Origin of the sequence: Streptomyces bacillaris (genome assembly GCF_003268675.1) — a bacterium.
In the GTDB taxonomy this organism is placed as follows: domain Bacteria; phylum Actinomycetota; class Actinomycetes; order Streptomycetales; family Streptomycetaceae; genus Streptomyces; species Streptomyces bacillaris.
In genome coordinates this window covers 4,941,235-4,956,781 of sequence record NZ_CP029378.1, presented here as the reverse complement: position 1 = coordinate 4,956,781, position 15,547 = coordinate 4,941,235, and the positions used below count along the sequence as shown (strand labels likewise).

The following is a 15,547-nucleotide window of genomic DNA, read 5'->3' as shown; positions in this document are numbered from 1 at the left end:
CACCCAGTGTGCCGAAGGGGGTCGGGCGGTGTCAGGGCTTCCGCCACAAAGACTTCGGGCCGGGAAGCCGCCGTACGCACGGAAGCGCGCCCCGGCCGGGGACCGGATCGCGGCCCACCGCGACCCGGCGGTCCACAGCATCAAGTACGTAAAGAACCAAGGGCAATAACCCAACCCCACCCCACCCGACCCCGGTGGTCAGCCGCGGGAGGGGCAGGTCACCCACATGGGTGAGATTCACCAACTGGGCTGGATTTCGCACGGGTTGGCAGGCATATGCTCACGCTGACCAACACCCAGACATGAGACGGCCCCCGCCGGGACGGCAATCCCGAACGAGGGCCTGACCACCAAGGAAGAGAAGAGCTTCCCGATGACTACCCAGCAGGGTACTGCCCTCACCCACGCCCTGGCAGAAGTTCCCGGGCCCCTCCCGACCTCCGGCGTCATCCACGTCGCCACCCCGCACCCCAGCCGCTTCACGATCGTCGGCAACCACCTGGCCCAGCACGCCGAGTTGTCGCTCACCGCGATCGGCCTGGGCACGCACATCCAGTCGCTGCCCGCCGGTTCCAGAATCGGCATCAAGGCCCTCGCGGCCCGCTTCCCCGAGGGCGAGACGAGGATCGCCGCCGCCCTGCGCGAGCTGGAGGCCCACGGCTATCTGCACCGGACCCGCGTACGGCTGGCGAACGGCCGGATCACCACCCGTACGGTCTTCTGCAACCAGCCGGGGACGATGGGGGCGCCCCGACCCGAGCCCCCGACACCGGCTTCTGCTCCGGCACCGACTTCCGCTCCTGCTCCTGCTCCGACACCCGGCCCTGCTCTCGCCCCTCCGGCCACCAGGGGCTCCATGCCCGTACCGGCCCCTGAGCCCGCCCCCGTACCGCAGACGCCCACACCGGCCTCCGCGCCCACCGGCTCCGCGCGGAAGACACCGGCGCGGCTGCTCCCCCAGCCCCGCGAACTCACCGCGGAACTCCGGCAGACGGCCTCCACGCTCCTGGCCGACCTGCGGCGGCACGCTCCCGAACTCGTGCTCTCCGAGGCCGACATCGAACGCCTCACCCCCGCCACAGCCACCTGGCTCGAACGGGACGCGCGCCCCGAGACCATCCGCCAGGCGCTCACCACCGACCTCCCCCAGCCGGTGAAGTACCCGGCCAAGTTCGTCAGGCACCGCCTCACCGTGCTCCTGCCGCCGCCCCTCCCCGGCACCGAGGAACTGCTCCCGGACCGCCCCACGCTGGTCATCCCCATGCAGAACTGCGAAGGGTGCGAACGCGGATACCGGTCGAGGGTGCCGGGCCACTGCCGCGGCTGCCGGGCCCAGTTGTCGGCGGCGTAGCCGACGGGCCGTCCCGTCCCCCACGGCGGCGGCTGTCACGCCAGGGTGGGGCCCTTCGGTTCGAGGGCGGCGAAGTCCTCGTGGAGGGCGTCGAGATGGCGGCCCGTCGGCTCCCCTGCCGGATCCAGCTCGGCCAGCCGCCAGCCGGGCAACCGCTCCTCCACCTCGGCGGGCAGCGATCCGTCCGCCGGATCGGCCAGGGCGTGCAGCACCCCGAACGCGGTCTCCCGGGCCACCTCACGGGCCAGCTCGCCGAGGTCCTCGGGGGTGAGCCCGGCCGCGAGAGCCCGGTCGACGGCCCCGGCGGCCACGCCGTCCGTACGGTAGGAGGCCACCCAGCGCGGCGCCTCCGTGCCCCAGGCGTCGACGTCCTGCCACACCGTGCGCAGGAACCGGTAGCGGGCGAGCTGCGGGAGCCCCTCCTCGGCCTCGGACTCCGCCCAGTCCGGGGCGTCGCCGTCCGCCCCCAGGGCCCGGAAGAGGGCGGTGAGCCTGTCGAGTTCGGTCATCCCGGTCATGGGGAGGGAGGCTACCGGCCGTGGGCCGGACGGATGGGGCTGCCGGGACCGATGAGTTTCGGCGGAGCGCACGGTCAGTACGTCCGTAAGAGTTGATGCCCGCACGAAGCACGCGTACGAGATATCCAGGAGCCACCGATGCGCACTCTGATCAGCACCGCGTTCGTTTCCCTCGACGGCGTCGTGGAGGCCCCCGGCGGCGAGCCCGGCTACCGGAACTCGGGGTGGACCTTCAAGGACGTGGAGTTCCTGCCGGAGGCGTACGAGATCAAGGGCCGGGAGCAGGAGGAGGCCGCGGCCCTGATGCTGGGCCGGACCAGCTACGAGGCGTTCAGCGCGGTGTGGCCGGGGATGGAGGAGTTCGCGGAGTACAAGGTGATGCCGAAGTACGTCGTCTCCACCACGCTCCAGGAGAACGGCCTGGTCTCCGACTGGGGCGACACCACGATCCTGCGCTCGGCCGACGAGGTGGCCGCGCTGAAGGAGACCGACGGCGGCCCGATCATCATCCACGGCAGCGCCACCCTCAACCGCAGCCTGTCCGACGCGGGCCTGATCGACCGCTACCACCTGCTGGTCTTCCCGCTGCTGCTGGGCGCGGGCAAGCGGCTGTTCAGCACGAGCGACAAGGACACGCAGAAGCTGAAGCTGGTCGAGTACGAGGCGTACGCGAACGGCATCCAGAAGAACGTGTTCGATGTGGTGCGCTGAGCTGACGGCGCCGGTGACACGGCTGGGGCCCCCAGCATCGCGCCGGGGGCCGCAGCCATAGCAGGAAGCGTTACGGCAGGTTGCGCGCCATGACGATGCGCTGGACCTGGTTGGTGCCCTCGTAGATCTGGGTGATCTTGGCGTCGCGCATCATGCGCTCCACCGGGTAGTCCCGCGTGTAGCCGTAGCCGCCGAGGAGCTGGACCGCGTCCGTGGTGACCTCCATGGCCACGTCGGAGGCGAAGCACTTGGCGGCGGCGCCGAAGAAGGTGAGGTCGCCGTCGACGCGCTCGGACTTGGCGGCGGCCGAGTAGGTGAGCTGGCGGGCCGCCTCCAGCTTCATCGCCATGTCGGCGAGCATGAACTGGATGCCCTGGAAGTCCGCGATCGGCTTGCCGAACTGCTTGCGCTCCTGGACGTACCCCTTGGCGTAGTCCAGCGCGCCCTGGGCGATGCCGAGGGCCTGGGCCGCGATGGTGATGCGGGTGTGGTCCAGGGTCTTCATCGCCGTGGCGAAGCCCGTACCCTCCTCACCGATCATGCGGTCGGCGGGGATGCGGACGTTGTCGAGGTAGACCTCGCGGGTCGGGGAGCCCTTGATGCCGAGCTTCTTCTCCGGGGCGCCGAAGGAGACGCCCTCGTCGGACTTCTCCACGACGAACGCCGAGATGCCCTTGGAGCGCTTGGTCGGGTCGGTGACGGCCATGACCGTGTAGTACTCGGAGACGCCCGCGTTGGTGATCCAGCGCTTCACGCCGTTGAGGACCCAGAAGTCGCCGTCGCGCTCGGCCTTCGTCTTCATGCCCGCCGCGTCGGAGCCGGCGTCCGGCTCGGAGAGGGCGTACGAGAACATCGCGTCGCCCTTGGCCAGCGGGCCCAGGTACTTGTGCTTCAGCTCCTCGGAGCCGGAGAGGATCACCGGGAGCGAGCCGAGCTTGTTGACGGCCGGGATCAGGGAGGAGGAGGCGCAGGCGCGGGCCACCTCCTCGATCACGATGACCGTGGCGAGCGCGTCGGCGCCGGCGCCGCCGTACTCCTCCGGGACGTGGACGGCGTGCAGGTCCGAGGCGACCAGGGCGTCCAGCGCCTCCTGCGGGAAACGGGCCTCCTCGTCGACCGCGGCGGCGAAGGGGGCGATCTTCGTCTCGGCCAGGGAACGGATGGTCTCCCGGAGCATGTCGTGCTCCTCGGCCGGACGGTACAGGTCGAAATCGGTCGAACCCGCCAAGACGCTCACTCCCCAGATGCTAACTACCGTTAAGTAACTCAATTTTAGTGCCGAAGCCCCGGGGCGGCATATGTGAGTGCCACGTGAGCTTGATGACAGGGGTCGGGCAGAACAGACATAGGCCCCCTTGTCGGGCGGCGAAATTCCGGGTTCCCCGCCGCGACTATGCTCGGTTCGCACGTCTTTCCGTACCTCCCAGGAGCACCCATGGCCCTCAGGATCACCGTGATCGGCACCGGCTATCTCGGCGCCACCCATGCCGCGGCCATGGCCGAGCTGGGGTTCGAGGTCCTCGGGCTCGACGTCGTACCGGAGAAGATCGAGCTGCTCTCCGCCGGGCGGGTGCCGATGTACGAACCGGGGCTGGAGGAGATGCTCCAGCGCCATGTCGCCGGGATCGACGGCTCCACCGGGCGGCTGCGCTTCACCACCTCCTGGGAAGAGGTCGCGGACTTCGGGGACGTGCACTTCGTCTGTGTGAACACCCCGCAGAAGCACGGCGAGTACGCCTGTGACATGAGCTACGTCGACAGCGCCTTCACCTCCCTCGCCCCGCACCTCACCCGGCCCACCCTGGTCGTCGGCAAGTCGACCGTCCCCGTCGGCTCCGCCGCCCGCCTCGCCGCCCGCCTCGCGGAGCTGGCTCCCGTCGGCGCCGATGCCGAGCTGGCCTGGAACCCGGAGTTCCTCCGCGAGGGCTTCGCCGTCGACGACACCCTGCACCCGGACCGGATCGTCGTCGGCGTGGAGAGCGAGCGGGCCGAGAAGCTGCTGCGCGAGGTGTACGCCGTGCCGGTCGCCGAGGGCTCGCCCTTCGTCGTCACCGACTTCCCCACCGCCGAGCTGGTGAAGACCTCCGCCAACTCCTTCCTCGCCACCAAGATCTCCTTCATCAACGCCATGGCCGAGGTCTGCGAGGCCGCCGACGGGGACGTCGTGAAGCTGGCTGAGGCCATCGGCCACGACGACCGCATCGGGAAGAAGTTCCTGCGGGCCGGGATCGGCTTCGGCGGCGGCTGTCTGCCCAAGGACATCCGGGCCTTCATGGCGCGCGCCGGTGAGCTGGGGGCCGACCAGGCCCTCACCTTCCTCCGCGAGGTCGACTCCATCAACATGCGCCGCCGCGGCCACATGGTCGAGCTGGCCCGGGAGGCCGTGGGCGGCGGCTCGTTCCTCGGCAAGCGGGTGGGCGTCCTCGGCGCCGCCTTCAAGCCGGACTCCGACGACGTACGCGACTCCCCCGCGCTCAACGTCGCCGGGCAGATCCACCTCCAGGGCGGCCAGGTGACCGTCTTCGACCCGAAGGGCATGGACAACGCCCGCCGCCTCTTCCCGACGCTCGGCTACGCCGACTCCGCGGTGGAGGCCGTGCGCGGCGCGGATGTGGTGCTGCACCTGACGGAGTGGCGCGAGTTCCGCGAGCTGGACCCGGCGGCGCTGGGCGAGGCGGTCTCCCGGCGGATCATCCTGGACGGGCGCAACGCCCTGGACAGCGCGGTGTGGCGCGAGGCCGGGTGGACGTACCGGGCGATGGGACGGCCGAAGGCCTGAGCGGCGGAGGACCCCGAAAGGGCCGAAGGGCGGAAGGGCGGAGGACCCGAAGGCCCGGAAGGCCCGAATGCCGAAAGCCCCGGTGCCCGTACTCACCCGCGCCGGTACGGGGTAGGCCTCTCCCCGTACCGCAACAAGGCGGTACCCACCGGGAGGTCTGCCTCATGCCCATCGCCACGCTCGGCGCCGTCGTCCTGGACTGCCCCGACCCCGTCGCGCTCGCCCGCTTCTACGCCGCCCTGATCGGCGGCACCGTCGAGGACGACGGGGGCCGCTGGGTCGACCTCACCGGGGCCCCGGGCACCCCGCTCGCCTTCCAGGCCGCCCCCGGGTTCGTACCCCCGCAGTGGCCCCGGCCCGACGGCTCCCAGCAGTTCCACCTGGACCTGACCGTGGAGGACCTGGACGCGGCGGAGCGCGAGGCACTGGCGCTGGGGGCCCGACCGCTGGACACGGAGGACCGGAAGCGCTCCTTCCGGGTCTACGCGGACCCGGCCGGGCATCCGTTCTGTCTCTGCGCCTGCTGAGGCCTGCCGTCACGGAGGTGCGCCGGACACGTGGTGATCATGGCGTCCGTGGACAGGCTGAGGGCATGGACGACTCGTACGGCCCCGATTCCGCCACCGCGCCCCCTTCCGCCCGCTGGATCACCACGCCCGTCACCGGCGAGCTGCTGCGCGGCGCCCTCGACCTGGAGCGCACCGCGCGCGGCGGTCTCCTCCCCCACCGGCTGCCCGCCCGGGCCCGCGCCCAGTCCGGCGGCGACGAGCAGGTGGCGCAGGCCGAGTCCCAGCCCGCCGGGGTGCGGGTGGTGTTCCGGACCCGGGCCACCGCCGTCGAGCTGGCGGTGCTGCGTACGGTCGTCGGCTACCGGGGCGTCCCGGCCCCGCCGGACGGCGCGTACGACCTCCATGTCGACGGGGAGCCGGCCGGGCGGGCCACCGCGAGCGGGGGCGACCGGGTGACCGTCGATCTGGCGGAGGGGGGCCGGGAGACCGTACGCGGGCCGGTCTGCCGGGTCCGGTTCGACGGGCTGCCCGGGCGGGAGAAGACCGTCGAGATCTGGCTCCCGTACACCGAGACCGCCGAGCTGTTCGCCCTGCGCACCGACGCCCCGGTCGCCGCGGTGGAGCCGGACGGGCGGCGCGTGTGGCTGCACCACGGCAGCTCCATCAGCCACGGGGCCGCCGCCGACAGCTCCGCCACCGCCTGGCCCGCCCTGGCCGCCGCGGCGGGCGGTGTGGAGCTGGTCAATCTGGGGCTCGGCGGCAGCGCCCTGCTCGATCCGTTCACCGCGCGCACCCTGCGGGACACCCCCGCCGAGCTGATCAGCGTCAAGCTCGGCATCAATGTGGTCAACCGCGACCTGATGCGGCTGCGCGCCTTCGGCCCGGCCGTCCACGGCTTCCTCGACACCATCCGCGAGGGGCACCCGACCACGCCCCTGCTGGTGATCTCGCCCATCCTCTGCCCGGCCCAGGAGGAGACCCCCGGCCCGGCCGCGCCGGACATCAGGGACGGGCAGGTGGAGTTCACGGCCCTGGGCGACCCGGCGGAGACGGCGCTCGGGAAGCTGACCCTCCGGGTCGTCCGGGAGGAGCTGGCCCGGATCGTGGCGGAGCGGGCGGCCGAGGACCCGGCCCTGCACTATCTGGACGGCCGCGTGCTCTACGGCGAGGCCGACTTCGCGGAGCTGCCGCTGCCCGACCGGCTCCACCCGGACGCCGCCGCCCACCGCCGCATGGGCGAGCGCTTCGGGGCGTACGCCTTCGGGCCGGGAGGGCCGTTCGCAGCGGCGGGGGGCGGCTCGTAGGGGTGGGCGCCTTGCCTCGGGGGTGGCCTGCCGCAGGCGGGAGGGGCGGCTCGTAGAGGCTGCGCCCGGCGCCTGTACGCGCGTCGGCGCCCGGCCCGCCTGCCCCGCCCGTACGCACCTGGGCCGGCCACCGGTGGAGCGGGTGGCCGGCCCAGGTGCCGCCCGGCGTCGGCCGGGGGCGATGCGCGGTTCAGTTGCCGATGCCGGAGCTGCCCACGCCGGTGTTGCCGATGCCGGAGCTGCCGAGGCCCGAGTTGCCGTGGCCGTGGCTGCCGACGCCCGTGTTGCCGATACCGGCGTTGCCCCAACCCCAGTTGCCGAGACCGGCGTTGCCGACGCCGCCGTTGAAGCCGCCCGCGTTGCCGACGCCCACGTTGTGGATGCCCGCGTTGCCCAGGCCCCAGTTGCCGATGCCCGCGTTGCCTGCGCCGCCGTTGAAGGCGCCCGCGCTTCCGACGCCCGAGTTCCCGATGCCCGAGCTGCCCACGCCACCGGCGCTGGCCACGCCCGCGCCGCCGAGGGTGAGGACGGCCGCGGCACCGAGCGCGGTCGTGACACGGAGAAGATTCGTGCGCATCGTTGCGTACCTCCTGTTAGGGATTCCTTGAGGGGATTCCTGCCAGCTATCCCTAACATGAGGTTGCGTCAGATACGGGGATGACTGCCCGAATTCACCGTGTCGCCGGAAGTGCTGTGGAACGTCCCGCAGGGTCCGGCGCGGACCTACCGCAGCCGTCCGCCGTCCAGCTCCTCGATCGTCGCGTGCGAGGGGCCCCGCGTGCTCTGCTCGTCGCGGGCCACGGCCTCCGCGTCGCGCAGGACCCGTACGGCGTTCTGCCAGGTCAGCTTGGCGAGGTCGCCCTCGGACCAGCCGCGCCGCAGCAGCTCCGCGATCAGGTTCGGATAGCCGGAGACGTCCTCCAGGCCGCGCGGGGTGAACGCCGTGCCGTCGTAGTCGCCGCCGATGCCGATGTGGTCGATGCCCGCGACCGCCCGCATGTGGTCCAGGTGGTCCGCGATGGTGGCGACCGTGGCCTCGGGGCGCGGGTGGGCCGCCTCGAAGTCCTCGTGGATGCGCATCGCCTGCGGGGTGGTGTCCAGGTGGTGCAGCCCGTGCTCGCGCATGTTGCGGTCGGCAGCCAGGGTCCAGGCGACCGCCTCGGGCAGCACGAACTTCGGCACGAAGGTCGCCATCGCGACGCCGCCGTTGGCCGGGAGGGCGGCCAGCACGTCGTCGGGGATGTTGCGCGGGTGGTCGCAGACGGCCCGGGCCGAGGAGTGCGAGAAGATCACCGGCGCGGTGCTGGTGGCGATCGCGTCGCGCATGACGCCGTCCGCCACGTGGCTGAGGTCGACCAGCATCCCGATGCGGTTCATCTCACGGACGACCTCGTGGCCGAAGGCGGAGAGCCCGCCGAGGCGGCGCAGGTCGGTGGCGCTGTCGGCCCAGTCGATGTTGTCGTTGTGGGTGAGCGTCATGTAGCGCACGCCCAGCTCGTACAGGGCGCGCAGGGTGCCCAGCGAGTTGTTGATGGAGTGGCCGCCCTCGGCGCCCATCAGGGAGGCGATCCGGCCCTCGGCGCGGGCCTTCTCCAGGTCGTCGGCGGTGAGCGCGCGCCGCAGGTGCGTCGGGTAGCGGGCGATCAGCTCGGCGACGATGTCGATCTGTTCCAGCGTGGCGCTGACCGCCGCGTCGCCGGTCAGGTCGGTGCGCACGTAGACCGACCAGAACTGGCCGCCGACCCCGCCCGCCCGCAGCCGGGCCAGGTCGGTGTGGAGCAGGCCGCGCTGGTCGGCGGCGATGTCCCGGGCGTCCAGGTCGTAGCCGACCTGCTCGCGCAGGGCCCAGGGGAGGTCGTTGTGGCCGTCGACGACGGGGTGGGCGGCGAGCAGCTCGTGGGCGCGGGCGAGGTGGTCCATGGGGCCGCCCTACTTTCCGAAGCCGAAGGAGTCGGAGCCCTGGACCTTGGACCGCAGCCGCTTGCCCTTCTCCGTGGCCTGGGCGTTCAGCTCCTGCAGGAACTCTCCCATCCGCTCCCGGAGCGCCGGATCGGACGCGGCGAGGATACGGGCGGCCAGCAGGCCCGCGTTGCGCGCGCCGCCGACCGAGACGGTGGCGACGGGCACCCCGGCAGGCATCTGGACGATGGAGAGCAGGCTGTCCATGCCGTCCAGGTACTTCAGCGGGACCGGGACGCCGATGACCGGCAGCGGGGTGACCGAGGCCAGCATCCCGGGCAGATGGGCGGCGCCGCCCGCGCCCGCGATGATCGCCTTCAGCCCGCGGTCCGCCGCCTCCTCGCCGTACGCGATCATCTCGCGCGGCATGCGGTGGGCGGAGACGACGTCGACCTCGTACGGGATCTCGAACTCGTCGAGCGCCTTGGCGGCGGCCTCCATGACGGGCCAGTCGGAGTCGGAGCCCATGACGATGCCGATGAGGGGGGCGGCCGGGGCGGCGGGGGGAGTCATTCGGTGATCGTTCCTCGCAGGTAGTCGGCCGCATGCCGGGCGCGCTCCCGCACGTCCGCCAGGTCGTCGCCGTAGGTGTTGACGTGGCCGACCTTGCGGCCGGGCTTCACGTCCTTGCCGTACATGTGGATCTTGAGCTGCGGGTCGCGGGCCATGCAGTGCAGATACGCCTGGTACATGTCCGGGTAGTCGCCGCCCAGGACGTTGCACATGACCGTCCAGGGGGCGCGGGGGCGCGGGTCGCCGAGGGGGAGGTCGAGGACCGCCCTGACGTGGTTGGCGAACTGCGAGGTGATCGCGCCGTCCTGGGTCCAGTGGCCCGAGTTGTGCGGGCGCATGGCCAGCTCGTTGACCAGGATGCGGCCGTCCCGGGTCTCGAACAGCTCGACGGCGAGGTGGCCGACGACGTCCAGCTCGGCGGCGATGCGGAGCGCCAGCTGCTGGGCCTCGCCCGCCAGCTCCTCGGCCAGGTCGGGGGCGGGGGCGATCACCGTGTCGCAGACCCCGTCGACCTGGATGGACTCGACGACCGGGTAGGCGACGGCCTGGCCGTGCGGCGAGCGGACGATGTTGGCCGCCAGCTCCCGTACGAAGTCGACCTTCTCCTCGGCCAGGACCGGGACCCCGGCGCGGAACGGGTCGGCCGCGTCCGCCTCGGAGCGGACCACCCAGACGCCCTTGCCGTCGTACCCGCCGCGCACGGTCTTGAGGATGACGGGGAAGCCCCCGACCTCCCGCGCGAACGCGGCGGCGTCGGCCGGGTCGCTCACGATGCGGTGACGGGGGCAGGGCGCGCCGATCTCCGTGAGCTTCGCGCGCATCACCCCCTTGTCCTGCGCGTGCACCAGGGCATCGGGGCCGGGGCGCACGGGGATGCCGTCCGCCTCCAGGGCCCGCAGGTGCTCGGTGGGCACGTGCTCGTGGTCGAAGGTGATCACGTCGCAGCCCTGGGCGAAGGCACGGAGCGTGTCCAGGTCGCGATAGTCGCCGATGACGACCTCGCTGACCACCTGGGCCGCCGAGTCCTGGGGCGTGTCACTGAGGAGCTTGAATTTCAGGCCGAGGGGGATACCCGCCTCGTGGGTCATGCGGGCGAGCTGACCGCCGCCGACCATGCCGACTACCGGGAACGTCACACCCCCAGGGTATCGGGCGCGCCGGGGCCGCCCGGACGCCGTCCGGGTGCCGTCCCCGGCGGGCTCGCGGGCATCGCCGGTCCATCACCCGGGAGGGCTGGATAGCATGGCCGGGTTGACGGAACCGTCGACGCCATCGAACGGACGGACTGAGCGATCACCATGAGCGAACGGGGCGCACTGCGGACCCGGCTTGATCTGCTGGCCCGGGAGGTCGCCAAGTTCGGCGCGGTCGGTGCGGTGGGGCTGCTGGTCAACATCGCCGTCTTCAACCTGCTCCGGCACACCACCGATCTCCAGGTCGTCCGGGCGAGCGTGCTGGCGACCTTCGTCGCGATCCTCTGCAACTACGTGGGCTTCCGCTACTGGACCTACCGGGAGCGCGACAAGACCGGCCGGACCCGTGAGCTGTCGCTGTTCCTGCTGTTCAGCGCGGCGGGTGCGGTGATCGAGAACGGCGTGCTGTATCTGGCGACGTACGGCTTCGACTGGAACAGCCCGGTCCAGAGCAACTTCTTCAAGATCCTCGGCATCGGGATCGCCACCCTCTTCCGCTTCTGGTCCTACCGGACCTGGGTCTTCAAGGCGCTCCCGGCGCCGCCCCCGTCCGCCGAGGAGGCCGTGCCCGGCACGGACCGGTTTCTGGAGCAGCGGCGGCCGGCGGAGACGGTAGAGCGCGCTCCCGTACGGAACTGAACCCCGGGCCCGCGCAGGTGCTCAGCGCACCGGGCGTTCGGGGTCCTTGCGGTCCAGCGGGATGCGGCTGAGGAAGAGCGCGAAGACCGCCGGGTGCTGCTGGAGCAGCTCCAGCCGGCCGCCGTCGGCCTCCGCGAGGTCCCGGGCGACGGCCAGGCCGATGCCGGTGGAGTTGCGGCCGCTGATCGTCCGCTCGAAGATCCGGGCGCCCAGCTCGGCCGGGACGCCGGGACCCTCGTCGGTGACCTCGATCACGACCTGGTTGCCCGTGACGCGGGTGCGCAGGGCGACGGTGCCGCCGCCGTGCATGAGCGAGTTCTCGATCAGCGCCGCGAGGACCTGGGCGACCGCGCCCGGGGTGCCGACCGCCCGCAGCCCGTGCTTGCCCGAGCAGACCAGGGCGCGGCCGGTGGAGCGGTAGGCGGGGCGCCACTCCTCGATCTGCTGCTTGATCACCTCGTCCAGGTCGAAGACGACGGCGGAGCCCGTACGCGGGTCGCGGGAGTTGGTCAGCAGCCGCTCGACGACGTCGGTGAGGCGCTCGACCTGGGTGAGGGCGATGTTCGCCTCCTCCTTCACCGTCTCCGGGTCGTCGGTCACCGAGATCTCCTCCAGCCGCATGGAGAGCGCGGTGAGCGGCGTACGGAGCTGGTGCGAGGCGTCCGCCGCGAGCCGCCGCTCGGCGGTGAGCATCCGGGCGATCCGCTCGGCGGAGGAGTCCAGGACGTCCGCGACCCGGTCCAGCTCGGGCACCCCGTACCGCTTGTGGCGGGGGCGGGGGTCGCCGGAGCCGAGGCGTTCGGCGGTCTCGGCGAGGTCGGTGAGCGGGGAGGCGAGCCGGTTGGCCTGGCGTACGGCGAGGAGCACGGCCGAGATGATCGCGAGCAGCGCCACCGCGCCGATGATCAGCAGCGTGCGGCCGACCTCGCGGGTGACGGCCGAGCGGGACTCCTCGACGGTGACCTTCTCGCCCTGCTCACCGGTCTCGATGGCGCGCAGGACGCTGCCGGTGGGGCGCTCCCCCACGGCGATGGGCTCGCGGCCGGGGATCTCGATCAGGGCGAACCGGGTGGGGTCGATCTGCTCGGAGAGCACCCCGGCGTTGATCACCTCGTCGCCCAGTAGCCTGCTGTCGACCACGCTGATCAGCCGCAGCGCCTCGGACTCGACGCTCTCCTGGGCGCTGGCGCTGATGGTGCGCGTCTCCACGATGACGAGGGAGACGCCGAAGACGGCGATGACCACGAGGACCACGGCGAGCGTGGAGTTGATCAGCCGGCGGCGCATCGTCGTCCCGCGTCATCGAGGTGCATGAGGGCTTCGTACGTCAGCTCTTCTCGAACCGGAAGCCGACGCCCCGGACCGTGGCGATGTAGCGCGGGTTGGCCGCGTCGTCGCCGAGCTTCTTGCGGAGCCAGGAGATGTGCATGTCCAGCGTCTTGGTCGAGGACCACCAGGTGGTGTCCCAGACCTCGCGCATCAGCTGGTCGCGGGTGACGACCCGGCCGGCGTCCCGGACGAGGACCCGCAGCAGGTCGAACTCCTTGGCGGTGAGCTGGAGTTCCTCCTCTCCCATCCAGGCCCGGTGCGACTCGACGTCGATCCTGACGCCGTGGGTGGCGGGCTGCGCGACGGGCTCGGCGGCGCCGCGCCGGAGCAGGGCCCGGACCCGGGCGAGCAGCTCGGCGAGGCGGAAGGGCTTGGTCACGTAGTCGTCGGCGCCGGCGTCCAGGCCGACCACCGTGTCGACCTCGTCGGCGCGGGCCGTCAGCACCAGGATCGGCACGGTGTGACCGTCGGCACGGAGGCGGCGGGCGACTTCGAGGCCGTCCATCCCGGGCAGCCCCAGATCGAGGACCACGAGGTCGATGCCGCCCTGGAGTCCGGCGTCGAGCGCCGTCGGGCCGTCCTGGCGGACCTCGACCTCGTAACCCTCCCGACGCAGTGCGCGGGCCAGTGGCTCCGAGATGGATGCGTCGTCCTCGGCGAGCAGTACACGGGTCATGGACTGATGGTAGTCCGGCCGGGACGTCCAGGGTGAGGCCCGGACCGGAGCCTGCGGGTCAGCGCCACAATCCGGACAGGGACCTTGGAATATGGGAGCCTGGTTCCAGCCTTACCTGTGATCCATGTCTCAAGTCCTTCCATATGGTGCTGTGTCGTGTCGTATGGTGTCCCGACGCCTGATGCACTACGCAAGGACCTTTGGGCCGCCATGAGCGCCAAGGGTCTCTTCTGTGTGCTGGACCGGTTCGCGCCGGCCCGTAATCGAGTGAATGACCTGTGAGCCGGGCCCGGAGCGTGAGGACGCGCGACGGGTGTGGATCCCGACGCGGTACTTCCCCGCCCCGCCGCCGAACGCTCCGACCGGAGCCCGGCCCCGGGGCGAGTCCTCCTCAGGCGTGGGGACGGGGTGTGCCCGCGCCGGTGCCGGCTACCCCCACCGGGCGCGCACCGCTCACGAGGCGAGCGCGTCCCGACCAGCAAGGATCGACCATGGCGTCCAGCCTGACGAAGGACTCGGCCAGTTCCGGCGAGAAGACCTTCTTCGGCCACCCTCGCGGCCTGGCCACACTCTTCATGACGGAGATGTGGGAGCGCTTCAGCTATTACGGCATGAGGGCACTGCTCCCGCTCTACCTGATCGCGCCCGGCGGGCTCGACATGAACCCCGCCACGGCGACCGCGATCTACTCGGTCTACCTGTCGCTGGTGTACCTGCTCGCCATGCCCGGCGGCTGGTTCGGCGACCGGGTCTGGGGCCCGCGCAAGACCGTCGCCATCGCCGGCGGGGTCATCATGGCGGGCCACCTGGTCCTGGCCCTGCCCTGGGAGGGCACGTTCTTCGCCGGCCTGGGCCTCGTGGCCATCGGATCGGGTCTGCTGAAGTCCAACATCTCGACGATGGTCGGCCACCTCTACGACGGCCCGGACGACCCGCGCCGCGACGGTGGCTTCACGATCTTCTACATGGGCATCAACATGGGTGCCTTCGCGGCGCCCCTGGTGATCGGCACCGTCGGTGAGAACGTCAACTGGCACCTCGGCTTCGCCCTCGCGGCCCTCGGTATGGGTCTCGGTGTGCTCCAGTTCCTCATCGGCACCCGCCACCTGAACGAGCGCAGCCTGATCGTCCCGAAGCCGCTCTCCAAGGACGAGCGCGCCTCCACCCTGCGCAAGTCGATGATCTGGCTGGGCGTCGCGGCCGTCTTCTACATCGGTACGGTCGTCACCGGCGTCTACACGCTGAACTGGCTGCTGGTCCCGATCACCATCGCCGGTCTCGTCATCCCCGTGGTGGTCCTGGTCCGCATCAAGCGCGACAAGGAGCTGAGCGAGGCCGAGCAGTCGAAGATGTCCGGCTACATCTGGTTCTTCGTGGCCGCCGCCATCTTCTGGATGATCTACGACCAGGGCGGCTCGACGCTCGCGATCTTCGCCGAGTCCTCGGCCGACAACAGCGTCTTCGGCTGGGACTTCCCGGTCTCCTGGTACCAGTCGGTCAACCCGGTCCTGATCATGGCGCTCGCCCCGGTCTTCGCCGCCTTCTGGCTGGCGCTGAACCGGCGCGGCAAGGAGCCGAGCACGATCGTGAAGTTCAGCTCCGGTCTGGTGCTGATCGGTGCCTCGTTCTTCGTCTTCCTGATGCCGCTGACCATCGCGGGTGACGGCCACAAGGCCGCCGCGATGTGGATGGTCGCGATCTACTTCATCCAGACCGTCGCGGAGCTGACGCTCTCGCCGGTCGGCCTGTCGGTCACGACGAAGATGGCTCCGGCGAAGTACGCGAGCCAGATGATGGGTGTCTGGTTCCTCGCCGTCACCGCCGGTGACTGCACCACGGGTCTGCTCTCGCTGGCCGGTGTGGGGCTCAACGGCACCGGGGTGGTCGCCCTGGAGGCGACGCTCGCGGTGGTGGCCGGTATCGCGATCTTCATGTACCGCGGCAAGGTCAAGAAGCTCATGGGCGACGTCCACTGACGTCCCTGACGTCCTCCTCGTAGGACCGTACGGCGAAGGGCCGTCACACCGGAACGTTCCGGTGTGACGGCCCTTCGTACGTGCCGGGCC

The 15,547-nt window shown here is 71.4% G+C and carries 15 protein-coding genes; 7 read left to right on the top strand and 8 right to left on the bottom strand.

All coding sequences use genetic code 11. The features are described 5' to 3' along the window. The first annotated feature begins 373 nt into the window (after nt 1-373). On the top strand, nt 374-1,351 hold the full coding sequence (locus tag DJ476_RS21555) for a hypothetical protein (protein WP_112491328.1): 978 nt from the start codon (nt 374-376) through the stop codon (nt 1,349-1,351). 35 nt (nt 1,352-1,386) lie between these two features. Here DJ476_RS21555 and DJ476_RS21550 read toward each other — a convergent pair whose 3' ends face one another. Continuing rightward, nucleotides 1,387-1,860: a hypothetical protein gene (locus DJ476_RS21550; protein ID WP_112492581.1), complete on the bottom strand. Its 474-nt coding sequence runs from the start codon at nt 1,858-1,860 to the stop codon at nt 1,387-1,389. Nucleotides 1,861-2,007: 147 nt separating this feature from the next. On the opposite strand from DJ476_RS21550, the gene DJ476_RS21545 reads away from it, so the two are divergent. Further along, nucleotides 2,008-2,580 (top strand): dihydrofolate reductase family protein, encoded by a 573-nt coding sequence (locus tag DJ476_RS21545; RefSeq protein ID WP_112491327.1) that lies wholly within the window; start codon nt 2,008-2,010, stop codon nt 2,578-2,580. A 70-nt stretch (nt 2,581-2,650) separates the two neighbouring features. Here the strand turns inward: DJ476_RS21545 and DJ476_RS21540 are convergent, their stop codons facing one another. After that, nucleotides 2,651-3,808 carry an acyl-CoA dehydrogenase gene (locus DJ476_RS21540; RefSeq protein ID WP_103418568.1) on the bottom strand — a complete coding sequence of 386 codons (1,158 nt, stop codon included), beginning with the start codon at nt 3,806-3,808 and terminating at the stop codon, nt 2,651-2,653. 207 nt (nt 3,809-4,015) lie between these two features. On the opposite strand from DJ476_RS21540, the gene DJ476_RS21535 reads away from it, so the two are divergent. The 3 genes from DJ476_RS21535 (at nt 4,016) to DJ476_RS21525 (ending at nt 7,172) form a co-directional block, all read left to right on the top strand. Beyond that, the gene (locus tag DJ476_RS21535) at nt 4,016-5,359 is read left to right on the top strand and encodes a UDP-glucose dehydrogenase family protein (RefSeq protein WP_103418567.1); all 1,344 of its coding nucleotides are present in this window, start codon (nt 4,016-4,018) and stop codon (nt 5,357-5,359) included. 164 nt (nt 5,360-5,523) lie between these two features. Then, complete coding sequence (locus DJ476_RS21530; protein ID WP_103418566.1) at nt 5,524-5,886, top strand: VOC family protein; 363 nt, start codon at nt 5,524-5,526, stop codon at nt 5,884-5,886. Nucleotides 5,887-5,951: 65 nt separating this feature from the next. Next, the gene (locus tag DJ476_RS21525; protein ID WP_103418565.1) at nt 5,952-7,172 is read left to right on the top strand and encodes a GDSL-type esterase/lipase family protein; all 1,221 of its coding nucleotides are present in this window, start codon (nt 5,952-5,954) and stop codon (nt 7,170-7,172) included. 190 nt (nt 7,173-7,362) lie between these two features. Here DJ476_RS21525 and DJ476_RS21520 read toward each other — a convergent pair whose 3' ends face one another. From DJ476_RS21520 to DJ476_RS21505, 4 genes are all read right to left on the bottom strand, one after another. Beyond that, nucleotides 7,363-7,749: a pentapeptide repeat-containing protein gene (locus tag DJ476_RS21520; protein ID WP_018492879.1), complete on the bottom strand. Its 387-nt coding sequence runs from the start codon at nt 7,747-7,749 to the stop codon at nt 7,363-7,365. A gap of 146 nt (nt 7,750-7,895) precedes the next feature. After that, nucleotides 7,896-9,092 carry a dipeptidase gene (locus DJ476_RS21515; protein ID WP_103418564.1) on the bottom strand — a complete coding sequence of 399 codons (1,197 nt, stop codon included), beginning with the start codon at nt 9,090-9,092 and terminating at the stop codon, nt 7,896-7,898. Nucleotides 9,093-9,101: 9 nt separating this feature from the next. Next, complete coding sequence (gene purE, locus DJ476_RS21510; RefSeq protein ID WP_103418563.1) at nt 9,102-9,644, bottom strand: 5-(carboxyamino)imidazole ribonucleotide mutase; 543 nt, start codon at nt 9,642-9,644, stop codon at nt 9,102-9,104. Beyond that, entirely contained in the window at nt 9,641-10,780 is a 1,140-nt protein-coding gene (locus tag DJ476_RS21505) for a 5-(carboxyamino)imidazole ribonucleotide synthase (protein WP_078949787.1), read from the bottom strand. The genes purE and DJ476_RS21505 overlap by 4 nt, the downstream gene beginning before the upstream one ends. Nucleotides 10,781-10,942: 162 nt before the next feature. Between DJ476_RS21505 and DJ476_RS21500 the strand changes: the two genes are divergently transcribed. Beyond that, nucleotides 10,943-11,476, top strand: coding sequence for a GtrA family protein (locus DJ476_RS21500; protein WP_103418562.1), 534 nt, complete (start codon nt 10,943-10,945; stop codon nt 11,474-11,476). Nucleotides 11,477-11,497: 21 nt separating this feature from the next. Here DJ476_RS21500 and DJ476_RS21495 read toward each other — a convergent pair whose 3' ends face one another. Together DJ476_RS21495 and DJ476_RS21490 are read right to left on the bottom strand one after the other, a co-directional pair. Beyond that, nucleotides 11,498-12,763, bottom strand: coding sequence for an ATP-binding protein (locus DJ476_RS21495; RefSeq protein WP_070201573.1), 1,266 nt, complete (start codon nt 12,761-12,763; stop codon nt 11,498-11,500). 40 nt (nt 12,764-12,803) lie between these two features. Next, on the bottom strand, nt 12,804-13,481 hold the full coding sequence (locus DJ476_RS21490; protein ID WP_018492873.1) for a response regulator transcription factor: 678 nt from the start codon (nt 13,479-13,481) through the stop codon (nt 12,804-12,806). A gap of 491 nt (nt 13,482-13,972) precedes the next feature. Between DJ476_RS21490 and DJ476_RS21485 the strand changes: the two genes are divergently transcribed. Then, complete coding sequence (locus tag DJ476_RS21485) at nt 13,973-15,457, top strand: oligopeptide:H+ symporter (protein WP_112491326.1); 1,485 nt, start codon at nt 13,973-13,975, stop codon at nt 15,455-15,457. The last annotated feature ends 90 nt before the right edge of the window (nt 15,458-15,547 follow it).